The sequence below is a fragment of the Methanoculleus sp. SDB genome (assembly GCA_001412355.1).
GTDB lineage: Archaea > Halobacteriota > Methanomicrobia > Methanomicrobiales > Methanomicrobiaceae > LKUD01.
This window is the reverse complement of record LKUD01000026.1, coordinates 1-26,770: the sequence shown is the minus strand read 5'-3', so window position 1 is coordinate 26,770 and position 26,770 is coordinate 1. Positions and strand designations below refer to the sequence as shown.

At 56.9% G+C, this 26,770-nt stretch carries 25 protein-coding genes, 1 tRNA gene and 3 pseudogenes; 13 read left to right on the top strand and 16 right to left on the bottom strand.

The annotated features are described in order from the left end of the window. Positions 1 to 1,144, bottom strand: a pseudogene (locus tag APR53_02435). 765 nt (positions 1,145 to 1,909) lie between these two features. Between APR53_02435 and APR53_02430 the strand changes: the two are divergent. The 3 genes from APR53_02430 to APR53_02420 all read left to right on the top strand — a co-directional run bounded on the left by APR53_02430 (position 1,910) and on the right by APR53_02420 (position 3,619). After that, the gene (locus tag APR53_02430) at positions 1,910 to 2,347 is read left to right on the top strand and encodes a hypothetical protein (GenBank protein KQC05272.1); all 438 of its coding nucleotides are present in this window, start codon (positions 1,910 to 1,912) and stop codon (positions 2,345 to 2,347) included. A gap of 101 nt (positions 2,348 to 2,448) precedes the next feature. Continuing rightward, a complete protein-coding gene (locus tag APR53_02425) occupies positions 2,449 to 3,270 on the top strand; it encodes an ion transporter (protein ID KQC05271.1) in 822 nt (273 codons plus the stop codon). A 19-nt stretch (positions 3,271 to 3,289) separates the two neighbouring features. Further along, entirely contained in the window at positions 3,290 to 3,619 is a 330-nt protein-coding gene (locus APR53_02420) for a hypothetical protein (protein ID KQC05270.1), read from the top strand. A gap of 10 nt (positions 3,620 to 3,629) precedes the next feature. Here APR53_02420 and APR53_02415 read toward each other — a convergent pair whose 3' ends face one another. Continuing rightward, positions 3,630 to 4,853 carry a methanogenesis-associated radical SAM protein gene (locus APR53_02415; protein KQC05269.1) on the bottom strand — a complete coding sequence of 408 codons (1,224 nt, stop codon included), beginning with the start codon at positions 4,851 to 4,853 and terminating at the stop codon, positions 3,630 to 3,632. Positions 4,854 to 4,895: 42 nt separating this feature from the next. Beyond that, complete coding sequence (locus APR53_02410; protein KQC05268.1) at positions 4,896 to 5,717, bottom strand: hypothetical protein; 822 nt, start codon at positions 5,715 to 5,717, stop codon at positions 4,896 to 4,898. A gap of 214 nt (positions 5,718 to 5,931) precedes the next feature. Between APR53_02410 and APR53_02405 the strand changes: the two genes are divergently transcribed. Further along, positions 5,932 to 6,219: a hypothetical protein gene (locus APR53_02405; GenBank protein ID KQC05275.1), complete on the top strand. Its 288-nt coding sequence runs from the start codon at positions 5,932 to 5,934 to the stop codon at positions 6,217 to 6,219. Between the two features lie 77 nt (positions 6,220 to 6,296). Beyond that, positions 6,297 to 6,369 (top strand) — tRNA-Thr (locus APR53_02400). 125 nt (positions 6,370 to 6,494) lie between these two features. Here the strand turns inward: APR53_02400 and APR53_02395 are convergent. Both APR53_02395 and APR53_02390 read right to left on the bottom strand, forming a co-directional pair. Next, positions 6,495 to 6,839, bottom strand: a complete 345-nt coding sequence (locus tag APR53_02395) for a hypothetical protein (protein ID KQC05267.1) — start codon at positions 6,837 to 6,839, stop codon at positions 6,495 to 6,497. Between the two features lie 420 nt (positions 6,840 to 7,259). Continuing rightward, a complete protein-coding gene (locus APR53_02390; GenBank protein KQC05266.1) occupies positions 7,260 to 8,747 on the bottom strand; it encodes a histidine kinase in 1,488 nt (495 codons plus the stop codon). A 105-nt stretch (positions 8,748 to 8,852) separates the two neighbouring features. On the opposite strand from APR53_02390, the gene APR53_02385 reads away from it, so the two are divergent. After that, positions 8,853 to 9,098 carry a hypothetical protein gene (locus tag APR53_02385; protein ID KQC05265.1) on the top strand — a complete coding sequence of 82 codons (246 nt, stop codon included), beginning with the start codon at positions 8,853 to 8,855 and terminating at the stop codon, positions 9,096 to 9,098. Between the two features lie 102 nt (positions 9,099 to 9,200). Here the strand turns inward: APR53_02385 and APR53_02380 are convergent, their stop codons facing one another. The 10 genes and pseudogenes from APR53_02380 to APR53_02335 all read right to left on the bottom strand — a co-directional run bounded on the left by APR53_02380 (position 9,201) and on the right by APR53_02335 (position 19,152). After that, a complete protein-coding gene (locus tag APR53_02380) occupies positions 9,201 to 9,713 on the bottom strand; it encodes a hypothetical protein (protein ID KQC05264.1) in 513 nt (170 codons plus the stop codon). Then, on the bottom strand, positions 9,710 to 10,138 hold the full coding sequence (locus tag APR53_02375) for a hypothetical protein (protein ID KQC05263.1): 429 nt from the start codon (positions 10,136 to 10,138) through the stop codon (positions 9,710 to 9,712). Before APR53_02375 ends, APR53_02380 begins: the two co-directional genes overlap by 4 nt. 180 nt (positions 10,139 to 10,318) lie before the next feature. Next, positions 10,319 to 11,242, bottom strand: a complete 924-nt coding sequence (locus tag APR53_02370) for a hypothetical protein (protein ID KQC05262.1) — start codon at positions 11,240 to 11,242, stop codon at positions 10,319 to 10,321. A 183-nt stretch (positions 11,243 to 11,425) separates the two neighbouring features. After that, positions 11,426 to 12,598: a hypothetical protein gene (locus tag APR53_02365; protein KQC05261.1), complete on the bottom strand. Its 1,173-nt coding sequence runs from the start codon at positions 12,596 to 12,598 to the stop codon at positions 11,426 to 11,428. A gap of 5 nt (positions 12,599 to 12,603) precedes the next feature. Beyond that, positions 12,604 to 12,849, bottom strand: coding sequence for a hypothetical protein (locus APR53_02360; protein ID KQC05260.1), 246 nt, complete (start codon positions 12,847 to 12,849; stop codon positions 12,604 to 12,606). After that, a complete protein-coding gene (locus APR53_02355) occupies positions 12,846 to 13,712 on the bottom strand; it encodes a hypothetical protein (protein KQC05259.1) in 867 nt (288 codons plus the stop codon). Before APR53_02355 ends, APR53_02360 begins: the two co-directional genes overlap by 4 nt. A 127-nt stretch (positions 13,713 to 13,839) precedes the next feature. Next, positions 13,840 to 14,034: a hypothetical protein gene (locus APR53_02350; GenBank protein ID KQC05258.1), complete on the bottom strand. Its 195-nt coding sequence runs from the start codon at positions 14,032 to 14,034 to the stop codon at positions 13,840 to 13,842. A 291-nt stretch (positions 14,035 to 14,325) separates the two neighbouring features. Beyond that, positions 14,326 to 15,195, bottom strand: a pseudogene (locus tag APR53_02345). Between the two features lie 114 nt (positions 15,196 to 15,309). After that, a complete protein-coding gene (locus APR53_02340) occupies positions 15,310 to 18,477 on the bottom strand; it encodes a hypothetical protein (protein ID KQC05257.1) in 3,168 nt (1,055 codons plus the stop codon). 216 nt (positions 18,478 to 18,693) lie between these two features. Then, positions 18,694 to 19,152 (bottom strand): hypothetical protein, encoded by a 459-nt coding sequence (locus APR53_02335; GenBank protein ID KQC05274.1) that lies wholly within the window; start codon positions 19,150 to 19,152, stop codon positions 18,694 to 18,696. 197 nt (positions 19,153 to 19,349) lie between these two features. Here APR53_02335 and APR53_02330 point away from each other — a divergent pair, with 197 nt between their 5' ends. Then, positions 19,350 to 20,453, top strand: a complete 1,104-nt coding sequence (locus tag APR53_02330; protein ID KQC05256.1) for a 4Fe-4S ferredoxin — start codon at positions 19,350 to 19,352, stop codon at positions 20,451 to 20,453. 4 nt (positions 20,454 to 20,457) lie between these two features. Here the strand turns inward: APR53_02330 and APR53_02325 are convergent, their stop codons facing one another. Beyond that, positions 20,458 to 21,666 carry a threonine dehydratase gene (locus tag APR53_02325; GenBank protein ID KQC05255.1) on the bottom strand — a complete coding sequence of 403 codons (1,209 nt, stop codon included), beginning with the start codon at positions 21,664 to 21,666 and terminating at the stop codon, positions 20,458 to 20,460. Between the two features lie 139 nt (positions 21,667 to 21,805). On the opposite strand from APR53_02325, the gene APR53_02320 reads away from it, so the two are divergent. The 6 genes and pseudogenes from APR53_02320 (at position 21,806) to APR53_02295 (ending at position 26,770) form a co-directional block, all read left to right on the top strand. Next, complete coding sequence (locus tag APR53_02320) at positions 21,806 to 22,660, top strand: modification methylase (GenBank protein KQC05273.1); 855 nt, start codon at positions 21,806 to 21,808, stop codon at positions 22,658 to 22,660. A gap of 3 nt (positions 22,661 to 22,663) precedes the next feature. Then, the gene (locus tag APR53_02315) at positions 22,664 to 23,911 is read left to right on the top strand and encodes a hypothetical protein (GenBank protein ID KQC05254.1); all 1,248 of its coding nucleotides are present in this window, start codon (positions 22,664 to 22,666) and stop codon (positions 23,909 to 23,911) included. 50 nt (positions 23,912 to 23,961) lie between these two features. After that, positions 23,962 to 24,522: a hypothetical protein gene (locus APR53_02310; GenBank protein KQC05253.1), complete on the top strand. Its 561-nt coding sequence runs from the start codon at positions 23,962 to 23,964 to the stop codon at positions 24,520 to 24,522. Positions 24,523 to 24,541: 19 nt separating this feature from the next. Next, positions 24,542 to 25,123, top strand: a complete 582-nt coding sequence (locus APR53_02305; GenBank protein KQC05252.1) for a hypothetical protein — start codon at positions 24,542 to 24,544, stop codon at positions 25,121 to 25,123. 92 nt (positions 25,124 to 25,215) lie between these two features. After that, complete coding sequence (locus tag APR53_02300; GenBank protein ID KQC05251.1) at positions 25,216 to 26,046, top strand: hypothetical protein; 831 nt, start codon at positions 25,216 to 25,218, stop codon at positions 26,044 to 26,046. Positions 26,047 to 26,302: 256 nt separating this feature from the next. Then, positions 26,303 to 26,770: pseudogene (locus APR53_02295) on the top strand.

Sequence of the window (26,770 nt, the reverse complement as noted above, 5' to 3'; positions counted from 1 at the left end):
ACAGATATGTTAAATCCGGTGAGATTTCGAGAGCTCTGTCATAGGCCGCCACTGCAGCCCCATACCACTTAAGATGGAAACACGCATCACCGTTCCTTTTCCACGCAAAGTAATTTTTCGGGCTGATTTCGATGGCTTTGTCACAAGACGCCACCACATCTTCATATCGACCAAGACTGAACAGTACCTTGGCGCGGCAATCCCACACATTTGGATATTCTGGATCGATTCCAATGACTTTGTCATACGATGCTATGGCTTCTTCATGTCGGTTGAGATCTTGTAGTACCCTGCCACGGCAGTACCACGATCCGATATATTTCGGGTAGATTTCGAGGGCTTTATCATAGGAGGCAATTGCCTCCTCATGCTGACCAAGATGGAAAAACGCATCACCGCGTTTTTTCCAAGCATGAATATATTTCGGGTCGATTTCAAGGGCTCTGTCATAAGACGCTACCGCTTCTGCATACTGCTTGTCTCTACTGAACGCATTCCCACGGATGAGCCACGCATGAGGATATTCCAAGAGATCTACCGGGTATCCGTCATTGATTTTGAAAACCATTCTATAGGATGCCACGGCATCCTCGTGTCTCCCGATTTTGGAAAGCGCATCACCGCGTTGGATCCATGCATCTTTATCAAGCCGGTGCCTTTCGAGAGCTCTATCAAAAGATACTATGGCGTCCTCATACTGCTCAAGCATACTTAGTGCGATACCGCGTTTTTTCCACGGAGCAGCGTTTTTCGGGGCTATCGCGAGACATCTGTCATAGGACACCACCGCAGCCTCAAATTGCTCGAGCATACTGAGTGCATCGCCACGATTTTCCCAAGCTTTTATATATCGAGGATTGATTTTGAGAACTCTGTCATAGGCCGCCACTGCCCCCTCACACCGCTCAAGCATTCTAAGTGCATCACCACGGGATTTCCATGCATATGCATCATTCGGATTGATCGCGAGCGCTCTGTCACTGCATGCCAGAGCAGCTTGAAAATGGCGAAGGTGGATTAATTCGTTACCACAACCGATCCACGCATGGATATCCTCCGGCTTATCTGCGATCCTGTTAATGATTAACGCTAGATCATATACCGCCTCAGATACTATCTTCTTTTCATTGTCTCCGTTTCCCATTTTTCTACCACCGTGAGATTTCCACCGCCTTTTTGAGCCAAATTACCCCCGGTTAGCTTCGGAACCGTAATAGAATCCTAGCTAAGGCTCATTAAGTTAAATAAATTTTATTAAAAAGGCAGTAGCTCCTAATTGTCATTAAAATATTTAATCCTTACGACCAGCAGACGGGATTCCGTAAACTTGAGTTGCGATTTCTATTATCTTTTTCCACCTATTTCCAGTGAGATCCCGTCATTTTTTCACGCATCCACCTTCAGCAGCGCGCCGGCGATCTTTCCTTTACGGGCCACCATAGAAGCGATTTAAGCGCGTCCCTTTTCGAGACGATTACATCGAAAACGGGGAGAAGTGCCGCCAGAGACGCACGGCGGAGATGGTGCTGCCGCGATAGTGAGAAAACACCGACGAGCATCGAACATATATAGCATCAAAAGATAGTATTCGATGTTCGTGGCGAGGCAAGACTAGGCAAGGCAAGGCGCGGTTAAGGGAAAATTTTTCCATCGCCCCTTCGGTGACCTCTCACTCGAACCATTCGATATTCCGGTCCGGTTTCTCAACAGTGCAACAATGTACAACATGATTCGGAACTGAGGCTTTCGCATCGTCGCACGGATCCGGAACGAATCTTCAGGCAGGTATCTTATTATTGCGATGAATGCAACCGGATACTAAGCATGCCGGTATACCAGCCGCCCGGTACCAGGGGAAGGGATCACCATCGCCTGTAAGTGCTGCCAGTGCGGCAGCTGCTGCTGCCATATGCAGGACGTCCACAGGGTTATCGAAGACTGCGGCGACTACACCTTTGTCATCCACAACCACTATACCGGGGATGCGGACACCGTGCGGGTCGATCCGGACAAGATCGCCCTCTTTGAGGACAAAAGCAGCCTCGAGGGCCTGCCGGATGCATGCCGGTTCCTGAGATTCGATACCGCAGGAAAGGGATGGTGCATGGTCCACCTGACACGCCCCTCCATCTGCCGCGAGTACTGCTGCTGGCGCCTCCTCATTCTTGACTCCCAGGGGAAACGGGCCGGACGTGTGATGTATCAGACAATGTTCTCCGCTGATAATGACGATCTCGGACAGCTCTGGGAACGGATGAAACCGGCACTGGAGGGGCTGAGCGGTACGGAATGGGACGACAAGGTGATCAACATTCTCACGGCATATGGGTATCGTGTCCGCCGGTAGGTTTCCGGTGATGCCTGATCCCGGAAAGCAGCGAAAACGCAGAAAGCCGGCGGCACATTCTTCCCCATCCTATATCATCCCCCGCCGCCCAAACACTCCCCATGGCATCCGCCGTCTCCCGCATGCAGATCTATATCCTCGTGCTGGCCGCCGTGATCGTAACAGGCGTCGCCGGTTTCATGGCCCTCGAAGGCCTGTCGCTCGTCGACGCCTTCTACTTCAGCATCGTCACCATCGCCACCGTCGGGTACGGCGACATCTCGCCCGCAACCGATGCCGGCAAGCTCCTCGCCGTTCTCCTTATCGTGGCCGGTGTCGGGACGTTTGTGGGCGTTGTCGCAAACGGTCTCGAGATGTACCTCTCGTCGCGCGAGAAGCAGGCCAGGCTCAGAAAGATCAACATGGTGGTGGGCGTCTTCTTCAGCATGGTGGGAACACCCTGCCTGCGGGACTGGGCCGGGCGTGACCAGGGGATAGACGGGATCCGGGACGCCCTTCTCGTGACGGCCGCATGGACGAAGAAGGAGTACAACCATGCCGCATCCCGCCTCGCCCGCTATGACTCCGGCCCCGTCATGTCGCCGGCCGACCTTGTCGGGATGCGGACCTGCCTCGAAGAGCAGCGTGACTTTCTCCTGCGGCTGCTCGAAAATCCGGTCCTGTTCGAGCAGGAAGCCTTCACCGATCTCTTGCGGGCGATGTTTCATTTATCCGAGGAGCTCGGCCACCGGGGGGACAGGCTGGACTCGCTTCCGGAAGCCGACATGGCACACCTGCTCGTCGATGCAAAGCGTGCCTATCTCATGCTCATTCCCCAGTGGCTGCAGTACATGCGGCACCTTCAGGACACCTACCCGTACCTCTTCTCGCTCGCGGTCCGGACAAATCCGTTCAATCCTGAAGCATCGCCTGTTATTGACTGAAAGGCCGGGGACCGGGACCATGGCAATAATTATCCCTGCACCGGCCAATCACCCGCAGGGATATTCGGGGGGAGAACCATTGACAGAAAACCTGTCAGGTCTGGAAATCGCGGTCGGAACCGACCTGTACCGTGCCTTTCTCGAGGCGTGCCTGCTGGCGGGCGAGGAGCCGGCCGATGCTCTCGCGGCACTCCTTCTGCGGTATATCGATGCCCGGGCCGGTGAATCGGTCCGGGCGGAATTCGACAGAGGCATGACGGACGAAGAGTTTGCGGTCGATATCAAATGCGACGATCCGCTCTGCACACGGCCGCAGATCAGGATGCGGGGGTCAGGAAACAAATCCTGACGGAAAACTACTACCTGCCGTACTGGTTGATGAGGCGGATCAGGTCGGCAAAGCCTTCCATCTCCATCGTGAGCACACCGGTGCGGGTCATACCCATGGAGGTTTCCGCATCGGCGGTGAGCGTCTCCGGGCCGCGGATAACCTGCCGCCGCACGCCGTCCTGCGAGAGCACCTCCTCCGCTTCCCGGTCGTGCACGAAACAGCGGCCCGGGATGATGACCGTCTCTTCAAGATTTTCAGGGTTCAGCGCCATGAGGTCGTCGATGGTGATGAGGCAGGCAATCTCCTTCTCCGTCCTTGTCACCCTGCCCTCATACCCCCGTATCTGCAGGATCCGCTGGAGGGAGGGCGCCGCCACCGAACCGGTGACAACAGACGCCCGGCCCGTGACTTTGGGGAGCTTTTTCAGGAGGTCGGGTTCATGGAGGAGCGCAAACGGCGAGCCTATCTCCGGGTCCCAGAGCGGCGTGCCGCTGATCTTCATGGAAAACGACTCGTTTAACCGGGTGACCAGGTCCTTAAACGATTCCACGGACTGCACGGGCTGCCCTTCGACAAGCGGCGCGTTGCCCAGAATAAGCCCCTGCTGCGGTTCGTTCGCAAACCGCATGAGAATCAGGCCCTTTGCCCCGCGCTCTTCGAGCCATTGGCAGGTCCGGACAAGGTCTTCGCCGTCGTTGACACCGGGTATGACAACAGCAGCGGCGTAAACGTCGATCGCGCCGCAGAGGCGTTCGAGCACGTCGAGGGAAGCTTCGGGAGTCGGGTCGTGCATCCAGGCACGCCGGAGTTCGGGATTCGCCGAAAAGATCGTGTAGGAGACCTCGCGAAGCCCGTTCTCGACCATAAACTCTGCAATCCCGGGATCGTCGAATCCTTTGCCGCTCGTATAGCCGATATGGAGGGGGATCTCCATGCTCCCGAGGATTTCGATGAGATCCCGGAAATCCGGGTAGCAGCTCGGGTCGCCGCCGCCGCTGATCGTGATCCTGTCGATATCGCCGAGCATCTGCAGGTTCGCGAGCACGTCGTCGGCAACGGCCCGAAGACTACGGAATCCCGCATACTCCTCCTTCACACCCCGCGTGCAGTACTCGCATCCTTTCGAAAACGGAAGACAGTACCGGCACCCGAGGGAAACGGTGCCCTTTACGCGTTTAAAATAGCAGTATTTGCAGAAACCCCGGCAGTCTGTTCCGGGGCTGCCGCCGATGTCAACGGTGAGCTGTGCCATGGTTCAATCCTCCGCCCGAGAGGGCATTCATTCCCGATCCTGTCATTTGCCTTCCTTTCCTACATCCGGCCTTTCAAGGCGGTTGATAAATTTCGTGTGAATTTCACTGAATTTCCGGTTGACTTCCTTGATTTTGGAAAATTCGAGCATCACCCGGAGATCCATATCATCGAAACGGGGGTATTTCAGCAGCCGCACGTAGTCATGCGTGAAGTGGTAGTGATAGTGCCCGTACATGTAGATGAGGAGATACGTGAAGAGGTTCGTGATCCGGCGCGCCGAGGTGTAGACCTCCTGCCGGGGATCATACCGGCACCTGATGTCGCCTTCCTTAAACATCCGCACCGAAAGGTCAAAATCCTCCAGAATGGAGATGTCGCGGTGCCCGTCGATTTTATCGTAGACGTCCCGGGTCATCGCCATGTTCGATCCTATCAGCCAGTAGAAATTGAAGAGATGGAACAGGTTGTACTGCTTCCGCCAGAGTGCGAGCAGCTCGGAGCGAAGAGTTTTTTCGTAAAAGAGAATCGGACCGGTACAGACGTCATAGCGGCAGATGCCAATGTTTTCCTCGATCGTTTCAAGCCATTCGGGGCGATGTAGCGTGTCGGCGTCCGTGAAGACCAGAAGGCTGCCCGAGGCCGCGTCCACCCCGTCCCGGCGTGCCCCTCCGATCCCGGGCCGCTTCTGGAAAACGACACGATCGGCGGTTCCCTCCGCGATCTCACGGGTCCGGTCGGTCGAGTTGCCGTCGACCACGATAATCTGGTATCGTTCGCGGGGAAGGGTCTGGGAAGTGAGCGAGGAGAGACAGTAGCCGATATGCTCCTCTTCGTTCATCGTCGGGATAATGACGGAAATCATGGCAGTTCACGGGACCGGAAAGGGAGAGCGTCGGGCATGCCGCTTTTTTCGTATCTGATATATAGATGGGAGCGCTCTTAAGAGTAATTATTCATCCATCCGGACACCTCTCTCGGTGATGGCCCGGGCATGCGGATCCGCAGGATGGCTGCCCCGTCACCGCACCGCCTCGCGGGTCCGGCGGCACCTGCCCTCCCCGAAGGAGATAACACCGATGCGCACGAGCCATAAACTCCTCCTCCGCCTCTTCCATGATCCTGCCTACAGCTTCGCGGAGGTCGAGGTCAGGTACGTCGACCGCGGAGCACCGGGAGATGAGTCGGGTGTTTCCGGGGGCGACATCGCCCATCTCGACCGCGATTACATCGAAATTTCAACACCCCTCGCGCCCGGCGGTACCACCGCGATACCCTACCATCGCATCCGGAGAATCTTCTATAAAGGGCAGGTTGTCTGGGACAGGGTGTTCGGGGAATGCCTGCCGGAGGGCGTGGAGCGGTGAGAAAATCCCTTCTCCCTCCCCCGACAGGCCCGGAAGGCGCCATCTTTTTGTAGGGAGGAGAATAACATGTATAGTGCGCCTCAGTGGCTTAGTTGGCAGAGCGGCTGACTTGTAATCAGCAGGTCCCGTGTTCAAATCACGGCTGAGGCTTAAAAACACTAATTACTCAATCCTTTTTATTTCAGAGATTTTTAAGGCCGATTTGTAAAGAGCCGTGCTGACCTCGCACGATAGGTTTTTTATCGAAAATGGGAGTTCGGCGGCTGAATGCCGCCTTATTTCCCGCGATAGAGTTCGATTGATTTTTCGATGCACTGTGCTGCCTCTTCCTCTCTCCCCACCATTCTCAGGCTCGTTCCCTTATTGAACCATGCATCCGCATGGAAAGGATCAATGTGGAGTGCCTGATCGTAGTATGCGATCGCCTGTTCGTGCTCGCCGATGCACCCGTAGCAATCTCCCATCAGTGCGTATGCTTCGGCGTGCTGCGGTGCCGTGTCGATTACCTTTTCGAGGTACTCGACCGCCGTCTTATGATCTCCTGCAACCGCCTTTTCCTGCGCCTTCCTGACAAGATAGTTTACCTTGCCGGCGGCGCCGGTGATGCCATATTTTTGCATTTTTCCCTCCGGGTCACAGGGCTCCGGGCCGGGTGAACTGTGACCAAAAAGAGAGTACCCTGCTTTTTATTTTAGAATTTGCATAATAATATTGCCATATTAATGTGCAATCATGATATGCCGTGCATATTATTATATAAGAAATGAACAGGCCACCATCGCCGTACCCACTGGTTCTCTGTCACGGAAAGCGGAATCGGGATCGGCTTGCGGTGCCACCGCTGTCCCGGGCGGCTTGGACGATACTGTTCCGGAGGAGAGAGAGCCCCGACAGTCCTATCGGACCGGTTTTTCCGGGCCTCGCTGATTGGCGGACGGGAGGAGGTACGTGACATCGCGCGGCGGTTTTTTACGGAGTACCGAACATGTCATACTATCAGATTCCGGCAGGAACAGCCATCGTGCTGACCGCAGGCTCCCTTATCGCCCGCCGGCCTTCTCCATGCAGGTAATGACCCGCGTTCCGTCGGAGAGGAGAATGGACCGGAAGACGACATTCTTCTCCTCCCCGTTCCCGCATCGCACCACAAACGCCTTCGGCGCAGGCACCGCTGTACCCCGGAGATTCGGTTCCCATGCAGAAACCGCCTCCCTGCGGTACTCCGGGTCCGGGAACGCCCTTAAAAACCACTCCTCCCCGGTAGGTATATCCTCGCGCGTATAGCCGAACATCTCCGAGAACCGTGGATTGAGAAGCGTGATCCGGCCGTCCCGATCGATTACCGCGGCAGGCTGATCGGCGAGGGTGACCAGTTCTTCGAACCGCCGCTCGCTCCGTGATAACCGCTCCTCGGTCATCCTGCGGGAGACCGCAATCGAGGCCTGCCTGAGGAACGACTCGATCGCCTGCCGGTTCTCGAGCACCTCGTCGGGCCCGAGGCCGATCCCGACCACCCCAAAGAGCTGCTCCTGCCAGACAAGACCGGTGAGGTAGATCTTTGCGATGGTGCAGGTCTGCAGAAACGTATCACAGACTTCCTGTGGGAACTGCTGCATGCAGATAGTGTAGAATGATACCTCCTCATCCTCGAAGAAAGGGCGCTGGCGAAACTCCCGCATGGTTTTCATGGTCGAGGGATTTAAGAAAAACGGCGCACGTGAGAAGTACTTATAAAGGGGAAACGCCATCCCGACAAGGTCATGCCCCCCCGCCAGCTGTGCGGCTTCCTCGCGGAATGCCTGGCCGGCAATAGCCCGCATGAAAAACCCCCCCTTCACCTCGTCGAACGACTGCACCCAGCACCGCGGCCTTTCCGGCAGGAGGTCCGCGACACGCTCGGCGATATACCGGAAAATATCCGTCTCCGGGGGAAGGTCCACGAGCTCCATGGCGGTCCGCGCCAAAAACTCCATATTCTTCAGGTGGCGCTTTTTTTCGGTGAAATCCTGAAGCACAATCGTCAGTCCCGACTCCCCGCTATCGAAGATTGTCGGGATCACCTCCATCCTGTAATACAATTCCTCCCTCCCCCTCTGAATGCTGATACCGGAAACGACCTGCTCTTTTTGAGTTGACTCGATGATGGTGAGGGCCTCGGGAGTGGATATGATCGGAAGCGTTCCCTCCCGGATATTCTGGCCGATCAGCTCCTGCTTCGTCAACCCGGCGAAGGCGAGGTACTGGTCGTTCGCCTGAACGACAATCAGGTCCAGATCCAGGATCAGGATCATATTTCTTGTAAAGCAGAGAAATGCCGAGAGGGGGACGCGCTGTGCGAGCGAATAAACCTTTGCCGTTCCAACCTGCCGGGTATCGACCTTCCCCGCCGCCCGGAGTATCTCGAGGTGCTTTGCGGTCGAATTCCGGTTAAACCTCATCTTCCTGGCGATCTCGGTGACAGTCATCCCTCCCGGTCTGAATTTTAAGGCCTTCAGAATAGCAGCACCCGCATCCCCCGCCACCGTCATAGTAATCGATAGTTAATAATATGCACATATTTTTATGTTTGTATTGCCATAATTCGGGGCATGCCAGCAAGACTGCAAAAGGTATGGAAAATGAGTGAGTCAGTGTTGGAATATCTCGTTCACGACCACCCCGAATCCGAGCAGAGACAGATCCGTGGGGCGGTCCGACAGGCCGAAGAGCAGAAGCGCAACGATTACTACATCTACGGATTTCATTCCTGGTACCACATCAACAAAGGCCAGATCATGGGCCAGGGCAGGAACGGTCCGCTGACGGACAATCTCAGCAAACCGCTTGAAAAGCAGCCGGATGATGCCGGCGCACGCGAATGGAAGCTCTATTTGCAATAAAATAGCGTTTATAACCGGAATATCATTTTTCCTGCAAAGTTGCTTTTCAACCCGTTAAAAAACGGAGAGACCGTATCATGTCACGGGTGGTCCCCGAGATCATCACCCGGGCGGATTTTCCATCAGCCATTCGGTACAGTAGCCGTTTACCAGAGCAAAGAGAACCATATAGACCGTGAGCACCGTAGTAAAAGTGACGCCGAAATAATAGACCATCAGGGGGAGAAGGGGCACCTTGACCGCCCGGGTGTAGAGAAAGGTCGCGGCCAGCGCCGGTCGCATCCCCTTCGCACGGAGATCGGCAAGAAACGGGTACCAGACATAAATGGGGCCCGAAGAGATGATCCCTCCGACGATCGCCACCAGCCACCCGGTAGCGCCCGAATCCCGCCCGATGTATTTCATCATCTTCTTCGGACTGATCAGGAGATCGGTGAGAAACAGGAGGAAAAAGACCAGAACCAGCACAGGGGCGATACGGAGCAGGATGTCGGTGAAAATCCCAAGCGCCCTGAACACCGCAGAGGGTTTAAGGAGTCCGGCAATCACGTAGACGGCGATGACAGTGGCGAAGAAATAGTAGCTCGAACCGGAATTCTTCTGTTCCTTCTTCACAGCGACACCCCGAATGTGTTCAGCGTGACTTCCACGAGCAGTGCGATCAGGATGGAAAAGAAAAATGAGAGCAGATTTCTGGTAACGGCGAACCGTTTCCCGAGAAGATCCATCTCCGCAGGGAGGGAGATCATTCCTACTGTCACCCAGGCGAGAATGAACGCCGTCACCGCCGTCAGGCTGATATGGGCGGCTATGAGCTCTCCGCCAATAATGTAGCTCGTGATGGGATTCCCGGCGGCGATGCTGCCGAATGCCGCTCCGAGCACGGGATCGATGAGGAGATTGCCGGTAAAAAGCCCGGCGTATGTTTCAGCGGGAATCGTGGCATTCACCAGACTGATCAGCAGCAGCACGCCGATGATGATGGGGAGTACACGCCCAAATGACGTGAAGGTTTTTCGGGCGCTCGGCAGCGGGTCCATGACAGTGCGTTTCGGGGCAGGGAATATTGATGTTTTCCCGTTCTTTCAGCGGGTCCGGCGGGGGATTATCGTGATACCCTCATCTCACCGGATAATCATTTCAAAAATTCCCCCGGCAGGTCATAAACAGAAGGAATTCGTATTCGCAGCCGGAGCAAATGAACACTCCGAAAAGAAGGATTATTTATTTTCTTCTTCAGGTTGTGCTGCTTCAGCTGTTTTTTCCTGAGGAATGATCGCGGCCTTCCCCTGCTTCCTCCACCGGTATATCCCGAACCCGAGGAGCCCGAGAATGATCAGCGGGAGAACGCTGAAGAAGAGAATAATGAGCGCGTCGACCATGAAGAGGAAACCCTCGATTCCCTGATTAATTACCTTTATGAAACTGTGGCCCGCATCTCCCCCGATGGGAGCCGGTTCCTGCAGGTTCACCGAAATGGTGGCGAGATCCACCCGGTTATCAAGATACCTGAGCCTTCCCTCGAGCCGGTCCAGGTCGACCTGTACGCGCTCGATCTCCACCTGGACTTTCAGGACATCCTCGACTTTCTCAGCCTTTTCGATAATCCTGTTGTACTGATCGAGCTGATGCTGTTTCGCTTCCTTCTGGGCGGTGAGGTCGATGTACTCTTCCGTCACGTCCTGCGAATTCATCGACTCCGAAAGAATCTTTCCGAGTGTCCGGATCTCCGAAAGCGTGCCGTCGAATGCCGAACCGGGGACCCGGACCGTTACGGTTGCCGAAAGGCGATCCGACGATCCCCGGTAGAGATTCGAGGACGAAAGATACCCGCCCCGGCCTTCTGCAATGCTTTTGAGGGTTGCCATGGAATCAGCAACGTTCCCGACTTCGAGGCTTATTGAGCCCGTTTGTATCAGTTTCTGGTCAAAGCTGCCGTCGGCGGCAGTTGCCGGGACAGAAGCCGCCGCAGGAGCCGGGGCACTCATTCCCTGATATGCACCTTTTTCCTGAACGGCAACGTCATCGCTGTCAAAGATGGCCCTCGAACCGTGTGTTTCACCGCTCAATTCATTACCGGAGAGGCATCCCGCCGCCAGGATGCAACAGATAAGGACGAGTGGTATGAGGTAACGTTTACTCATACCTCTGAATAGCGCGTATAGTTATTTATAATCATGGAAGACTACGAATATTCTTGAAGTTTAAACGAAAAGGAGCCCGGCTGATGCATATTCCTTTCCCGGCATTCCCACCTCCGGCCGCACCGGGCAACGCCCGGGAGCCCCGCCCGTGACAGCAGGGTTCTCCCGGGCACTCCGGGCCCGTCACGGTGCCCGCATGAAGTTGCTGAGCCGCATCTGCCCGCCCCGCATTACATCGCAAAGAAGCGTGCTCTCCTCGATAAACCGTGCAAGGGGGAGGTCGAGCCGGGTCCTGATATCCGAGAGGGCCGATTTGACGTCCTCGAACTCCCGCGGAGCCCCGAGGAGTGCATGCCGCACATTCTCCCGGACGTTGAAGACGCCCAGCGGTACATAGCCCCGGTATGCCTCCCTGAGAATGATGGCTCCCGCCTGTATTCCCTCCCGATGGAGCGCCTCGAGCACCGCCATCCTGCACGAGTAGTAGCACCCGCCCACCCGTGAGTATTCGTGCTTCCCCCGGTGCCCCTCGTGGTCTGCAAAGATCAGCTCTTCGTTCCCGATAATTTTGAGGAACGCTTCCATCCACTCGTACTGCCACCCGGTGGGGAGGAGGAGCACGGCATAATGGTTATGGAGGCTGTCGAATTCATGGACCCGGACGGTATCGATGATCGGGTTTGCAGCAACCTTCTGCAGGAGAGCGTTTCCGATCGTCGTGTCGCACGCGGTAATGGACCACCGTGTGGGAACGAGCCGCCGCGCCCGGCCCGTGCCCATCGACCCGGTTGAAAGGGCTTTCTGCATCACGGAAAAGGGGACGTCCTTTCGGTGGAGATTGACAATCGCCTCGGATGCCGTGAGATCGGTGTCATAATAGACCTTCTCCAGATCACGGTTCCATGACCCGCCCTCAATGTCAAAACGCTCCATGGGGGCACTCGGGCCGTAAGGTGTGTGTTCTCCGGAAAACGATGCTCCGGAAGGCGAACTTTTAAAATCGACTTCGCTCCGGAGCGATGTCTCGGAGAGGGATATCTCCTGCAGTTTTTCCACGAAGCTGCTTTCGACATTGGTCACGCAAACGCGTCGTTTTCCCCGCACCAGGTTCAGGCGGTATCCGATGATCTCCTCCTGTGTGGTGTTGGCGGGAATCCATGACTCCGGCGTATCCATGATGCTCGTGTCCCCGTGAACCGGGACAACCATCGGACCGGCAAAGACGTTCGGGTAGTCCCAGCTCCCGATGAAAACCGACGGAGGGGAGCTGCCGTCAAGCTCTTTTCCCACCTCCACCGATGCCATCTTCATGCCCGCGGTGACCTGCCTGAGGTACGCCCCCTTCCCTAATACCATCACATTCAGAAGGAACGGTGGTATGAAAGGAGTGAGGAGCGCGGGGAGAAACTGTCAGGGATCGCCCCGCAGGAGGCATCATCTCCACCGTCATTCCCCGGGGGAACGCATATCCCGCTGTGTTCAAGTGTCTGTGACACCCTGTCGCGATCCTGCACCGGGCCTCCGGGGCGGTCCGGATCACCCACGCAGCCGGTGCAGACGGCTGTGGCGATACCCACGAGAAGCAGGAGTGAGAGGATACGATTCATACGGATTCCTGCATGTATGGTCGGTGAACAGGGCTGATAACCTCTGCCCTTCCTGACGATAACCGGGAGAGGGGCGGGACCGAGAGATCAAACACCCACCTGCTCACTCCCGGCGCAACATGACCACACCGCCGGCACGATACCACCGAAAAACCGGCACGGCAGAGATTTTCGCAGGCCGAAGCCACATCCCGCCGGGGAGCAAACGTGTAGAAATGCAGCATCCCTTCTGCCCTTATCAGGGGAGCAATCGACACGGGACTCTCATCCCAGCCGTAGGGGGTGGGGACAATGGCGCGATCGAACGGCGGATTCTTCCCGAGGATCGCGATACAGTCACGGACATCGGCCCGGAGGACTGAAACGGCGCCTTCCACTCCGTTCAGCCTTGTATTTTCCCTGAGATAACGGCATGCATCGGCATTTTTCTCTATCGCAACAACATCCGCACCCCTGAAGGCAGCGGGGATCACGAACGGTCCGGCGCCTGCAAAAGGCACGAGCACGCGCTCGCCCGGCACCACCTGGGACGTCACGCGCTGCCGCTCCGATGCGAGACGGGGAGTGAAAAACACGGATCCGACATCGAGGCGGTACATGAACCCGTATTCGCGGTGGATGGTCCGGGTATCCCCTCCCGCGAGCACCTCATACCGGGCAATACGCCGTTCTCCCGTCACACGAGAGATTTTCGCAAGTACCGTATGGATATGCGGCCGCCGGGCACGTATCGCGGCGACGACGCTCTCGCCGTACTTTTCTGTCCCGGGCGGAAGCGCCACAACCGCCACGTCCCCGATCACGTCGACGTGCCGGGTGAGAGAGACGGGAATGTCGCATGCGAGGCGATGGGAAAATGGCATGGACGGTTATCGAATGCACGCCCAAGGATAAATTCCCTTGCCTGATTGCGCCTCGTACACCGGTCCGGTATCCGGGTGCCTTCTGCAGCTCAGCAACCCGGGCCGGGAAAAAAAAGGGGCGGTGTGATTACTCGGGGGCAGCGGACAGCTCGACAATCTCTGCCTGCGGAGCATTTGTCCTGATGCTCTCTATACCCTTCATGCAGGCTGCTTTGGTCGAATATCCCTGACTCTGCGCGATGATCAAACCGTTCGGCGCCTTGAGATGGAACCGGAAGGCGCCTGCCCGGTCAACAAAGACTTCAAATTTACCATGTACCATCATTCCTCACCGAATCAACAAGGAATCTGTTTCTATATATAAATTTCACCGCGTGGCGGAAACACGGTGCATGGTACGGGAGGAACGGGACGACACCATTCAGGCAGCGATGAACGGATCAGGAAGCTGGAGACAGGGGAGAGAGAGTTGATACCGCGGGCCGAAGCCGCGATGCCTCGTTATCCGAAAAGCCGTGAACGTACGTCATCGATCATCAGGTACCTGAACGGGTCCGTCTTCGTCGTGATAATCCTTGGGGAACCGTGCCGGGCGATCCGGGATGATAATTCCCCGTACTGCTTCCTGCACCCGTTCCGCGAGTCCCTGGATCCGGCGGACATCCTGAATTTCATCCATACCGCCGACGAGAATCTCGCCCGAGAGCGAGATTTTGAGGTTTCCGAAAAAGGCGCGGGCGACCTCCTGTGTGCCGGTGAAATTTTCCCGGCCCTTCCGTCCGGCGACGGCGAGGAGACAGCCCCGTGTCTTTGACCCGGTGCGTCCGCTGAACAGCGCCAGATCGGCATGAAAGGCCTGGCAGCGGTCAATCAGGGCCTTGAGCCCCGCAGGCACCGTCGTGGTATACACCGGCGTGCAGAGCACGATGCACTCGGCATCCCTGATGGCGTTCAGCACCCCGGTCATGTCGTCATCAAAGGTGCAGGTCCCGGTGTTATAGCACTGGTAGCAGCCGATGCAGGGATGAATCTCGAGCGCATCCGGAAATATAACGGACACGGTCCGGCCGCACTCAAGGGCGGCCTCTTTCGCCCATCCGGCAAGAATACTGCTGTTTCCGTCGGGACGCGGACTCCCCTGAATAATGAGCACGTCGGCGGCGGAGACGTCAGGAACACAGACAGGGCGACCCGGGCGCTCGAGCCGGCCGATAAAACGGTACGGATCGGTCCGCAATCCGTCTTCCCACCCATCTGCAGCCCTTATTGCCGCCATTTCGACATCGATGGGCATTCCGGGCGTATATTCATAACTGTTGGTCCTGAAGACGGCGACCGTCCGCTCCCCTTCCGACAGCGAGAGGGTATACCGGATCATCCCCGGATAGAGGGCGGAGAGGTCTTCCCGGTGAAGCGAAATGGTGTATACGCCGATGGGTGTCACGATGTCACGGCGGCGGACAGGGCTGCTCCCGGCGTTCATCGTATACATGATGGCTGCCGGAGATATAAGAGATGCCTGCCGGTACCGGTGCCCGCATGGTGCGGAAAAAGGGGATCCGGGTTCCCGCCGGCTTCCCCGTACTTCCGGGCGGGATTATTCAATCCTGATGTACGCCCGGTCGTTTTGCGGTGCAATCGTGAAGATCAGATCACGAGTTGCGGTTCCCGCATCACCGGAATCCGCAGTCACCCTGATGACATACTGCGTCGGGGGCAGATCCTCGTACCAGAAGTGTACTTCTTCCGCCCAGCTCCCGCTGTTACGGACCGGCAGCGTATCGATTGTTTTCCAGACGCCGTACGGCGTCATGTACTGGACATCCTGGCTGACCGTCATGTTTCCGCTGTATGTCATATTCCAGCCAAATGTCGCCACCTGCGTCGAGAGATCGGTCAGCGCCAGATTCCCGAGGACAAGGGTGGAGTTGACGAGAGCCGTCGCATTGAGAGGGGGAACGATTGTGATATAGAGTTCCGGAAGGGGAAGGGACGTGATCTCCCCATCCTTATTCTCAAACGACACCGCCGTATTCGGACCAAAAAGGCTGAAATTCAGCGTCTCGTCAACCGTATCGTTCACCTTCATGCCAAATGTCGTTTTCCAGGTCTCTTTGACACTGATGTTTCCGAGGGTGAAGTACAGGTTTGCCGCAGGGAGGTTCGTTACCGGCGGAGCGATGCCCAGCCAGTCATTTGTCTGGTCGACAGACTGCGGATACCCCGCATGATGGAACACAGGCGTATCCGGGTGTATTGTCCAGTTGTAGTAATCGATAGACGTCACGGGCCGGTATTCCAGCAGATCCGCAACAGACCAGGTGATCGCATCCTGCGGGTCGCCGAATGACACGAAATCAAGATTCATGGTCGTGTCCACACCCGCATACCGGACAAGAGCCTGCGCAACATCCTCGAATTTATCCTTCAGTTCGGCAGCAGACTCCGCGTGATAATGCAGACCGCCGGTGGAGGTGGCAATCTCCTCCATCGCATCCAGTTCGGGCTGGTTGTTCCATTCGGTCTGCGTGGATCCCACCGTGACAATGTAGATCCTGATGTCGTTTGACAGAGCATAATACGACATATTCTGGAGAGACGTTGCCGAATCATAATTTCCCGCATCAAAGGGCAGGTCCGGGTAGACATACCACGGGCCGCCTACCTGTCCAGTTCCCTGGGTAACAAAGGTTCCTGCAGGCAGGACTGCCTGGTTCACCATCTTCGCGAGGGGATCACCGTACCATTTGAAGGACGAATCGAGCAGAACGACGACCGCCCTGACGGAGTTGCTCCGGGGGTTGTCGATGATCTCCCTGATGGCTGTGTACAGCCCGTTTCTCAGGGGTGAGGATTTTGTATCCGTCACCGACCACGGCTGCGTGTCATACGCCGCCGATGTGATCGCGGCAAGACTCATTCCGCTCGTGATCGGCACATCGACGGTGGTGTCGGAGGTATAGGTGCGGGGTGTCGTATTGTAATTCGCCGCGATATATGCGGCATTGTCACTCTCGGTGGTGTCGGCACCCGGAAGCTTTTTCGCGCTCGGGAGATACGCGTTTGCATCGAGGAGATCGGGCGTCCCGGCTTCGGCAAAACTCACGAGCCCTATCCGATCCGTTCCGCCCTGTGCGTCACTGGCCTCCAGCACATCGATAAAGGCCTCCTGTGCACGAAAAGCCTCCACCATGCGGTCATCGTTCTCGCAAAACATCGTGGCGCTTCGTGCGGTGGTGAGCACGGCATCGATGGGGTACCGGAAATTGAGCTCGTGGCCGTCACCGATTGCCTTGATTGTTACGTTAAAGGTTTCTCCCACGCGTATCGTTGAATTCGAAACAGTCGTTTCGAGCCGGAGGTACGGGTAATTCCTCCATTCAATCTGACAGGTTTCAGATGTCAGACCGTTCCATCCGACGGTTACGGTGCAGTTTCCGCGTGAAAACGGATCATATCCGGGTTCCCCGGAAACAGGGAATCCACCGGGCCTGAAATAAGCAATGGCGTACCCGTCGATTCCGGTCACCAGTGTCACCGAATCCTGCCAGGACGGAGATATGATGGATTCGCTCAGTACCGGTGTCTCGTTTAATAAAGTACTGTTCCATATACTCGCCTCGTTTATCGAGAAATCCACGGTTTCTCCTGCAACACCCCGCCCGAGAAGATCGACAACACGTACCCGCACCTCGGCATGCACGAACGGCTTGACGTCAAGGCTTGCGAGAGTCGTCGGATTCACGGAAAGATCGAACGATATCCCCTCTTCGCTCGTGAACGTGACATCGGTGATCGTCATGACCGATGCATTGAGCGTCGATCGTGCGGTGATTTCAACGGTGCCGATGGTCGTTTTCGGACCGTATTGTATCGTCGCCTGACCGAACCGGTTGGAAAGAAGGGTTTTTCTTTCACCTAATGAGGTCGTAACCTCAACCGGGCTGTTCGGCGACGGATTCCCAAACTGATCACTCGCGGTATACGTAAGCACAAAGTAGTCGCTCCCGTCGGCATAGGCGCTCAGGGACGCCGGAATCACGTCCACACTCATCGCCGACGGTATCGCCTCGCCCACCCCCCGAATCGCAAGCCACCGGTCAGCGACAGAGGGAACGGTATCGATGAGAATGATGTTGCTGCCGGCCTGCGAACCGGGAAGGAACAGGACCGTGGTATTGCCGTCAGCCCCGAACTCACGTGTTATCCTTGAAACATACTCCGCCCCGTCCCAAAATCCCGCGCCGGGATAATAACAGTCGAATGTAACGGTTTCCTCCAGGTTCCGGTTGTCGACGGCGTTTCCATAGATATCGCGAAGGGCAACGGTGATGGGAGTCTCCGTGGCAACGGTGACCTCATTGGGGACATCAATCCGGGAAAACATATAGGGCAGAGCATGATCGATATTCTGGGAATAGATCTTTTCGATGACCTGTGAGCCCTCGCCTTCGTCATACCATACGCGGACCATGATGTCGGCGGTGCCGCTTTTTTCCGTGGAAAATGTGGTCTGGAATGGCTCGTTGAAATCATATGACACATCGACATCCCCGTATACGGATTGCTGGACGCAGATAAATTCGACCTGCGTAACAGGGACAGAAGCGTTAATTTCAGCGGAGATCGTCGCTGTGTCGCTCCCTGCCACAAGCCATTCATGATCTGATGCGATTGTCACATCTTCCGGGCCGAACGCTGCCGCACCAGACGCTAAGAGGGATGTCAGCAGGATAATAAAGAGGAGGATAACGGTGTTGTTCATTGAAAAGCGCTCCAAGGGATTGTGAGAGATCCGGATGCCGTCGTCAGACCGATACTATTAAACGTAATACAGTATTTTATTCTGAAATTATAAATGGATTTCTATGACGGATAATCATTAATGATAATCCCAAGGAATGTACGATCAATCCGGCTCGAAGGTGCACCATGACGCCGGAGGTGCATTTTGGTATCCGACTCGTATCGGCGTTCCCGATCAGGAGCGGCCGTACCGCCCCATGAGTTCCCCTGCCGCAAGGACATGGCCCTCCATGGCGGCGAGAACGGCCGGGCGGTCAGCGGTTCCCGGGATTGCGGGCACGATGTCCAGCGCATAGATGCGGAAGAAATACCGGTGCGGATTTCCGGGCGGGGGGCACGGGCCGCTGTACCCGAAAACTCCGGCGGCGTTTTTCCCCTGCATGCTCCCGTCCGGGAGGTCCGCAGACACGCCGATTCCGGCAGGAAGTACCCGGGTACCGGGTGGGACGGCATACAGGATCCAGTGGGTGTACGTCCCGAACGGGGCGTCGGGATCATCGGCAATCAGGACAAGGGACACGGCTCCGTCCGGAACACCCCCGAATGCCAGCGGAGGGGAGAGATTCTCCCCGTCGCAGGTGTACTCCGAAGGGATCAAGCCTCCGTCCGCAAATGCCGCCGAGGTGACGGTGATCACCGACTCCGTATCCCCCGCAGGGGAAGTACGCGGGTCACCTGCACAGCCGGCCGCGGCTGCCAGGAGCACGAGAAAAAGCAGCCCGACCATTCCACGCATGCAAGAGGAATATATCCGCCCGGTATATGAGTGTTGCCGGCGACAGGGAAGCTATATCGTGATTCGCTCCCATCACCTGAACAGAGAGGCGCAGTATGACAAGCAACGTCTATTTTGCCGATTTCAAGCACCGAACAGCCGGGGAGAGCACCGTCTCGATGCTCGACCGGCTCTTCGCCGGGTCAGGATGCGGATCGATTATTGAGGAGGGGGATCTTGTGGCTGTCAAGGTCCACTTCGGCGAAAGGGGCTGTGACACCTATACCAGTCCCGTACACGTCCGGAGCATCGTTAACGCGGTCCGTGCTGCCGGCGGACGGCCGTTTCTCACCGATACGAACACCCTGTATTCGGGGGGGCGGCGGAACGCTCCGGATCATATCGAAACGGCAATCGCCCACGGATTTGCGTATGCGGTTGCCGGCGCATCCATCCTTATCGCTGACGGAATCTCCGGAGGAAACGCCCGGGACGTGCGGATACGGGGGAGGCACTTTGACCGGGTCATAATCGCGGGCGACATCGTGGAAGCTGACGCGATGATTGTAGTATCGCATTTCAAAGGCCACATCGTCGCCGGCTTCGGCGGCGCGATCAAGAATCTCGGCATGGGATGCGCCACGCGTGCGGGCAAGCACGAACAGCACTCGGTGCTCCAGCCGGTTGTGCTCGCGGACCTGTGTACGGGCTGCGGAACCTGCTCCGCCGTCTGTCCCGAAAACGCCGTGGCCGTCAGTGAGGCAGAGCCTGCCCGGATCACGCAGGAACGGTGCGTATCGTGCGGCCAGTGCGTCGATTCATGCCCCGAGGAAGCGATGGTGTTCGACTGGGAGCAGGGGATCACGCCGTTTACCGAGCGCATGGTCGAATACGCGCTCGGTGCGATTGCCGGGAAACGGGAAAAAACCGGATTTATCAATTTCGCGGTCAATATCACCCCGCACTGTGACTGTGCCCCGTGGAGTGATCCCCCGATCGTTCCCGATATCGGCGTACTTGCGTCCTGTGATCCTGTCGCAATCGATACTGCGTCATTGGACCTTGTGAATCTAGAGGCAGGATGTTATAAAGCGGGGAACGGCGGTCCGTGCAGCGACACGTTCACGGATGTCTGGCCGCATACGAACGGAGAGCTCCAGCTTTCCTATGCCGAAACCATCGGCCTCGGAACCCGCAGTTACGAGCTTATCCGCATCTGATATCCTACGATGCCGGCCCCACATCGTATCCGCCGTGGCGGACTGCTTCGACAATTGCCTCGTTGTGAGCGGCACCACGGGTTTCAAGCTCGATCTCCATCCGAACGGTCCGCAGCGGGAGGCTTCGGTCCGAACGGGTATGACGGATATGCAGGATATTAGCCCGCTCCCCTGCGATAAGGGCGAGCAGCCGGGCCAGGGTTCCGGCTTCGTCGTCGATTGTAACCGAGAGATGCAGAATTCGATCGGAAGCGAGAAGCCCGTGGCGCAGGATGCGGTCAAGAAGCGGGCTGTCGATATTACCACCGCTGATTACCACGACGACCGTACTGCCGGGGGTGACCGGCACCAGCCCGGCGAGAAGTGCTGCAAGGCCCACGACACCAGCCCCTTCGGCGAGGACTTTTTTCCGTTCGAGCACGAGGTTCACCGCACGAATAATGTCCGGTTCGTCGACGAGCACGACATCGTCCACCAGCGCCTGCATGACAGAGAAGGGCAGATCTCCTACGGGATTGACCATGATTCCGTCCGCAATCGACGGCGAGACCGGTACCCGGACAGGCCTCCCCTGTTTTTTCGCCTCCGAATACGACGGACAGGACAGCGCTTCGGCACCGATGACGCGGATTTCCCGGTTGTGCGCTTTTGCAGCCGTCGCGATGCCGGCGATGAGCCCTCCGCCTCCGACCGGCACGATGATCATGTCAGTATCAGGGAGGTCTTCGCAGATTTCAAGTCCGACCGTCCCCTGACCGGCAATGACCGCAGCCTCGTCGAAGGGATGGATGAACGTATATCCCGCCGACTCCCGCTCCCGTGCGTGCCCGATGCTCTCGTCAAGAGAATGACCGTACAGAATGACATCCGCGCCGTAACAGCGCGTTGCAGCTTCTTTTGATATCGAAACCCACTCGGGCATCACAATCGTGGCGGAAATCCCTGCATCCCGTGCGGCGATTGCCACCCCCTGCGCATGGTTTCCTGCCGATGCCGCGATTACGCCGCGTGGCCCGATCCGCCCCTTCAGCGTGTGAATCATGAAAGTTGCGCCCCGCACCTTAAAGGAGCCCCCTTTCTGGAGGTTTTCAAGCTTCAGATACACCCGTGCACCCGTCATGGCGCTGAATGTGGGTGAATAGACGACAGGTGTCCGGATGACGCGGCCGGCAATGGCGGTGGCGGCATCCCGGATCTCGGCAGGCGTGAGCATACAGGATGATACCCACCCACGCCAAAAAACCTTCGCGCCCCTCCCTGCGGGGAGGCGGGCGGGAAGACACGCCAATACTCATTAGGACAGAGACCAACGATAGTGTATTGTGACACCGGCGAGCGGATACGGGGAGAAGATCGGAGTGGGGGACGGGGGATCCGGTATTCCCGCCCTCGGCACCATTCATACCTGCGATTGCGTGGAAGGAATGCGCCGTATGGAGGAGCAGTCCGTCGATATCATCGTTACGTCCCCGCCGTATAATATCGGTAAAAACTACCGGTCACACAACGACCAGATGCCCCGCGATGCCTATCTCGACTGGATGGAGACGGTCGCGGGCGAAGCATGCCGTGTCCTGAAAGACGATGGATCGTTTTTCCTGAATGTCGGCGGAAAGCCGAGTGATCCGTGGATACCCTTCGATGTCGTGCAAAAGTTCAGGCATCGGTACGTGCTGCAGAATGTCATCCACTGGGTCAAATCGATCGCCATTGAAAAGGCGGACGCCGGGAATTACGACGCAATCCGGGACGATATCGCAGTAGGCCACTATCAGCCCGTCAACAGCGACCGGTACTTAAGCCAGTGCCATGAGCATGTTTTCCACTTCACAAAATCCGGTCGCGTCGCTCTCGATAAACTGGCTGTCGGCGTCCGGTATCAGGACAAGACAAATATCGGGCGGTGGAAGCACGCAACCCGCGATCTGCGTGACCGGGGAAACGTCTGGTTCATCCCCTACACGACGATCAGAACATCCCGCCCCCATCCGACCACCTTTCCCGACCGACTGCCCGAGATGTGCATCCGCCTGCACGGCTGTGAAGAGACCACCGTGGTGCTCGATCCCTTCATGGGCATCGGCAGCACGGCGGTTGCCGCAACCCGCCTTGGCGTGAGGTTTATCGGTTTTGAAATCGACGCGGAGTATCGCGCCGTTGCGCATGAACGGCTTGCGGAAATGAAGGACAGGGACCGGGATCCCTGAAGAGTGCGGGAGGCAGATATGGATCCTCTGTGTGCGTTCGCCCTTGTTCTCCTGCTCGTCACCGTGCTGACAGCCCGCTACAGGCTCTCCCCTTTTCTCACCCTTATCGCCGCCGCCATACTGTTTGGCGTGTCCACCGGTATGGGGGGGGAGATGATTCCGCTGATCACGTCGGGGGCGGGAAAAATATTTGCCCTCCTTGGAATCCCGATATTCTGCGGCTCTCTGATCGCCCGGGCGCTGCGCCACGGCGGATATCTCACGCGAATCGTCGGCGATCTCGAGCGCACGGTGCACCGGCCGGCGATCACCGCAGGAGTCGCGGGATATCTTCTCGCGATCCCGCTTATGTGCTGCATCACCCCCTTTATCGTGCTCGCCCCGGTCATCGGGCACCTGGAGCAGGATCCGGCATCGGTCCGCCGGCTCCTGTATATCACCGCATTCGGCAGTGTCGTCTCATTCGTGCTGCTCTTTCCGCTTCCCGTCGCCTATACCATTGTCACCGCTCTCGAAACCGGCAGTGCGGTTGAGCCGTATATGGCGATGGCAATCCCCGTTTCACTTCTTTTCCTTGCAGGAGGTATCTTCTTCCTGGGGAAAGGGGGAAAAGCGCCGGAGCAGGCACCGTCCGTTCCGGACACGCCGCGATGGAAGGCATGGGCTCCCGTCGTCGTTCCGGTCGCCATGATCATCGCCGGCAGCGCACTGCCCGCACTCCATCCTCTCGGAAATATCCACATTGCACTCCTTACGGGTGCCGCAATCGCACTCGTCATCGTTCCCGAGAGTGTCCGGGGAGAAGTCATGGAAAAAGGGACCCGGCATGCAGGGATTATCATCTTTGATCTCTGTGGAGCGGGCGCACTCGGGGCGGTCATCGGTGCGGGAGGATTCGCCGCGGAGGTGTTTTCCCTGCTGGATACACACGTGCCTGCCATAATTATCCCCTTTCTCCTCGCTGCCCTGATCCAGACCGCTCAGGGATCGCGTGTCGTAACGGCGGTTGTCACCTCCTCACTGGTCGCCGGCACCTCTCTGGCATCCACAGTGCCGCCCGTCCCGCTCATCCTGATGATTGCTGCGGGCACCCTCGTCTTCTCCTACATCAGCGATCCCTATTTCTGGCTGGTGCTCCGGACAACCGGCGATACGATTGCAGGAACACTTTCCCGCTACACCCTTCCCCAGGCTGTGGCGGGCGGAGTGCTTGCTGCCGTCACCGCCGTGATCTCCATGACAGCGCTCTGACGACCGGGCCGGATCACAAGCGTTTTATTTTTCCCGGAAGACTCCCCATTATGCCGGGACATCGTGAACGGGAGGAGGCATTCACCGGGCTCGAAATGGCAATCATCCTGATCGCCTTCGTCACTGTTGCGGCGGTTTTTTCCTATGCAATCCTCGGATCCGGTTTTTTTGCCATTGGAAAAGGCCGGGAAGCCGCCATGACCGGTCTCGGACAGGCAGGTACAGCGCTGATATCCGGAGGAACCCTCATCGGGCAGGCTGACACGACCGGAACCGAACTGAAATATCTTGAAGTCTACCTCGAAACCACAGGCGGCGGCACCGGGTTCGATATGGATCAGGTCACCTATACGCTCACGACCGGCGACCGGATTATCACGTTCCCTCCCGGTGACGGACGGGTGACGTTGCGATGGCGCGAAGAGGAGGGCGGCGACTCAATCCTCGGAGAATACGAACTTGTGTGTGCGAGAATCAGGGTTTCCGACGCCGATATTGCTCCCGGCGATGCGTTCCGGCTGCAGGTGCAGCCGGGCACCGGGCAAGGATTCTCTCTTGACCGGACAATGCCCGGGCAGATTTCAGCAAATGCCTATTATGAATTTACCTAAGCAGGACGGACGGAACTCGATGATCGATACCGGGGAGGCGTTTACCGGCCTGGAAGCCGCAATCGTTCTTATTGCGTTCGTTGTCATCGCCTCGGTATTCAGTTATACGATTCTCGGATCGGGATTTCTGGCAGATGAAATGACCCGGGAAACGGTGCAGGAGGGTGTTGTCCGGGCCAGCGGCGCTCTTGTCCTCTCCGGCGATATCTACGGCATTTCGGCGACGGGACATAATCCGCCCTCCTATGACTTTCTCCATGTTCCCCTCAGGGTGCCTTCCGGGGGCGTACCGGTGGATTTCTCGCGGGTGTCAATACGGCTCCTGTGCAGGCAAAGCAGGGAAGAGCTCGTGCGGCATGATCCGCTTCTCTCCACCGCCCCGTCATGGGGAAAATGGAGTATCCGCGATACGTACGGCGGGGATGGAGACTCTGTTCTCGAACCCGGCGAGCAGTTCCTCATCAACATCTCGCCCATGACGCTGGTCGGACTGCAGCAGAACAAGCAGTTCACGCTTGAAATCAAGCCATCCGGCATGGCAGCGCTGAGAATCGTGAGGACGGTCCCTCCCAAAGTCACAGCGGTGGGAGTGCTTCTCTAGCTCCCGCTACCGACACTTATATAGAAATTCGGACTATGAGTACTGGTACCGTGCCATCATGCGCACGATTCCGGTAAAACCGGGGGATGCGAATGAACCAGATGATGAAAGTGTGTCTGCCGGGCCTTGTCGTCCTGTTCATCTGTGCCGTGGGCTGTCTCGGATCAGCCACCGGTACGCTCGAACTTACCTCCACGCCGGATGGGGCCGATATCTACATTGATGATGTTTTCCGGGAAACAACTCCTGCATCGCTCGAGGTTTCGGAAGGGCGCCATTCTCTGGAGCTGAGGAAGGAAGGATACGCCCGGTGGTCCCAGGATATCACAGTCAATGCCGGGAAAAAATACTATCTCTCCGGCACCCTGAAATTACCCGGCCAGGAAATGCCTGTTTCGACCCCGACACCGACCGCGACGCCTGCTCCAAAAGCCACATTCCCGCCCGCAACTCAAAAACCCGGATCCGCCCCGACACCGAATCCGACGCAGGAATCACAGGATGTGACGGTGTCGACTCCCGATGCAGAGTTTCTGGCCTGCATCCAGCCGTACAGCAGTGATATGTTCGACTATCGCACTTCCATCGGATATTACCCGTATTCGGGGACGTCCAAAACGAATTACGCGCGGATGGAGGATCTTGGTCCTGAAATGAAAAATGCCGCAAATCGCCATATCGGTAATATAACGAAACTGAAAGTGAGCAAGGATATTGCAATTCCCCACGCACGATTCATCGCGTTTTTTGAGTGGTATTCGAAGGCAGGAAGCGCGATGGTTCTCGCCGCTGAGTACAATGACGAGAAAGACTGGGAGAATCGTAAAATATGGCTGGATGCTGCGGTAAATGCGTATCAGGAAGGCGATAAATTATACGAAAATGTTATAGAACTGATGGAACTGGACGACATCAGGAAATAATGCGGATGGGATCGAATGCATGGCATGACCGGCCCTCCTGCAAAGATCCCTTCCAACGTGATCCGGGATCGTACATGATGCCCGGGCGGGCGATCCGGGACGGCCGCGCAGGTTTGACAGCCCGGAAACGTGCGTTCACGCTCCAAAAATAATAAACATTCCTACCGGGTGAGAGATCGATTTAATAAAGACTATTTACTCACCATTCCAAAAACGTGTCATGGACAGAAGATTAATCACCGTACTGGTGCTGTGCATGGCAGTGTTTGCTGCCGGCATCGCAGGGTGCACAAGCGCGGACACGCAGGCCGCAGACGGACAGGAGTCCGCCGTTCCCGAAGTATCCACGTATATCGTGGGAATTGACGTTCCGTATCCGCCTTTTTCGATGATCGACACCGAGGGCGTGGCAACAGGCTTTGATGTCGATTCGATTCGGTGGATTGCCGAGGAAGAGGGCTTTGACGTTGAATTCCAGCAGGTGGCATGGGATGGTATTATTCCGGCCCTCCTCGCAAAGAAGATCGATATGGTCTACTCCGGGATGACGATTACCGAGGAACGCAAAGAGAAAGTCGCGTTCAGCAATTCGTACTGGACTGTCAATCAGGCGGTTGTTGTCAAGGGCGGATCCGAACTTGATCTTGACGAAATCCTTTCCGGCAGCAGGACCATCGGCACCCAGCGCGGCTGTACCGCAGCGATGTGGATTGTAGATAACCTC

Excerpts from the sequence above, each read along its gene's own strand:
- APR53_02430 (KQC05272.1), top strand. The coding sequence starts at position 1,910 with ATGCAGGACGTCCACAGGGTTATCGAAGACTGCGGCGACTACACCTTT.
- APR53_02425 (KQC05271.1), top strand. The coding sequence starts at position 2,449 with ATGGCATCCGCCGTCTCCCGCATGCAGATCTATATCCTCGTGCTGGCC.
- APR53_02420 (KQC05270.1), top strand. The coding sequence starts at position 3,290 with ATGGCAATAATTATCCCTGCACCGGCCAATCACCCGCAGGGATATTCG.
- APR53_02415 (KQC05269.1), bottom strand. The coding sequence starts at position 4,853 with ATGGCACAGCTCACCGTTGACATCGGCGGCAGCCCCGGAACAGACTGC.
- APR53_02410 (KQC05268.1), bottom strand. The coding sequence starts at position 5,717 with ATGATTTCCGTCATTATCCCGACGATGAACGAAGAGGAGCATATCGGC.
- APR53_02405 (KQC05275.1), top strand. The coding sequence starts at position 5,932 with ATGCGCACGAGCCATAAACTCCTCCTCCGCCTCTTCCATGATCCTGCC.
- APR53_02395 (KQC05267.1), bottom strand. The coding sequence starts at position 6,839 with ATGCAAAAATATGGCATCACCGGCGCCGCCGGCAAGGTAAACTATCTT.
- APR53_02390 (KQC05266.1), bottom strand. The coding sequence starts at position 8,747 with ATGACGGTGGCGGGGGATGCGGGTGCTGCTATTCTGAAGGCCTTAAAA.
- APR53_02375 (KQC05263.1), bottom strand. The coding sequence starts at position 10,138 with ATGGACCCGCTGCCGAGCGCCCGAAAAACCTTCACGTCATTTGGGCGT.
- APR53_02370 (KQC05262.1), bottom strand. The coding sequence starts at position 11,242 with ATGAGTAAACGTTACCTCATACCACTCGTCCTTATCTGTTGCATCCTG.
- APR53_02365 (KQC05261.1), bottom strand. The coding sequence starts at position 12,598 with ATGGTATTAGGGAAGGGGGCGTACCTCAGGCAGGTCACCGCGGGCATG.
- APR53_02360 (KQC05260.1), bottom strand. The coding sequence starts at position 12,849 with ATGAATCGTATCCTCTCACTCCTGCTTCTCGTGGGTATCGCCACAGCC.
- APR53_02355 (KQC05259.1), bottom strand. The coding sequence starts at position 13,712 with ATGCCATTTTCCCATCGCCTCGCATGCGACATTCCCGTCTCTCTCACC.
- APR53_02350 (KQC05258.1), bottom strand. The coding sequence starts at position 14,034 with ATGGTACATGGTAAATTTGAAGTCTTTGTTGACCGGGCAGGCGCCTTC.
- APR53_02340 (KQC05257.1), bottom strand. The coding sequence starts at position 18,477 with ATGAACAACACCGTTATCCTCCTCTTTATTATCCTGCTGACATCCCTC.
- APR53_02330 (KQC05256.1), top strand. The coding sequence starts at position 19,350 with ATGACAAGCAACGTCTATTTTGCCGATTTCAAGCACCGAACAGCCGGG.
- APR53_02325 (KQC05255.1), bottom strand. The coding sequence starts at position 21,666 with ATGCTCACGCCTGCCGAGATCCGGGATGCCGCCACCGCCATTGCCGGC.
- APR53_02310 (KQC05253.1), top strand. The coding sequence starts at position 23,962 with ATGCCGGGACATCGTGAACGGGAGGAGGCATTCACCGGGCTCGAAATG.
- APR53_02305 (KQC05252.1), top strand. The coding sequence starts at position 24,542 with ATGATCGATACCGGGGAGGCGTTTACCGGCCTGGAAGCCGCAATCGTT.
- APR53_02300 (KQC05251.1), top strand. The coding sequence starts at position 25,216 with ATGAACCAGATGATGAAAGTGTGTCTGCCGGGCCTTGTCGTCCTGTTC.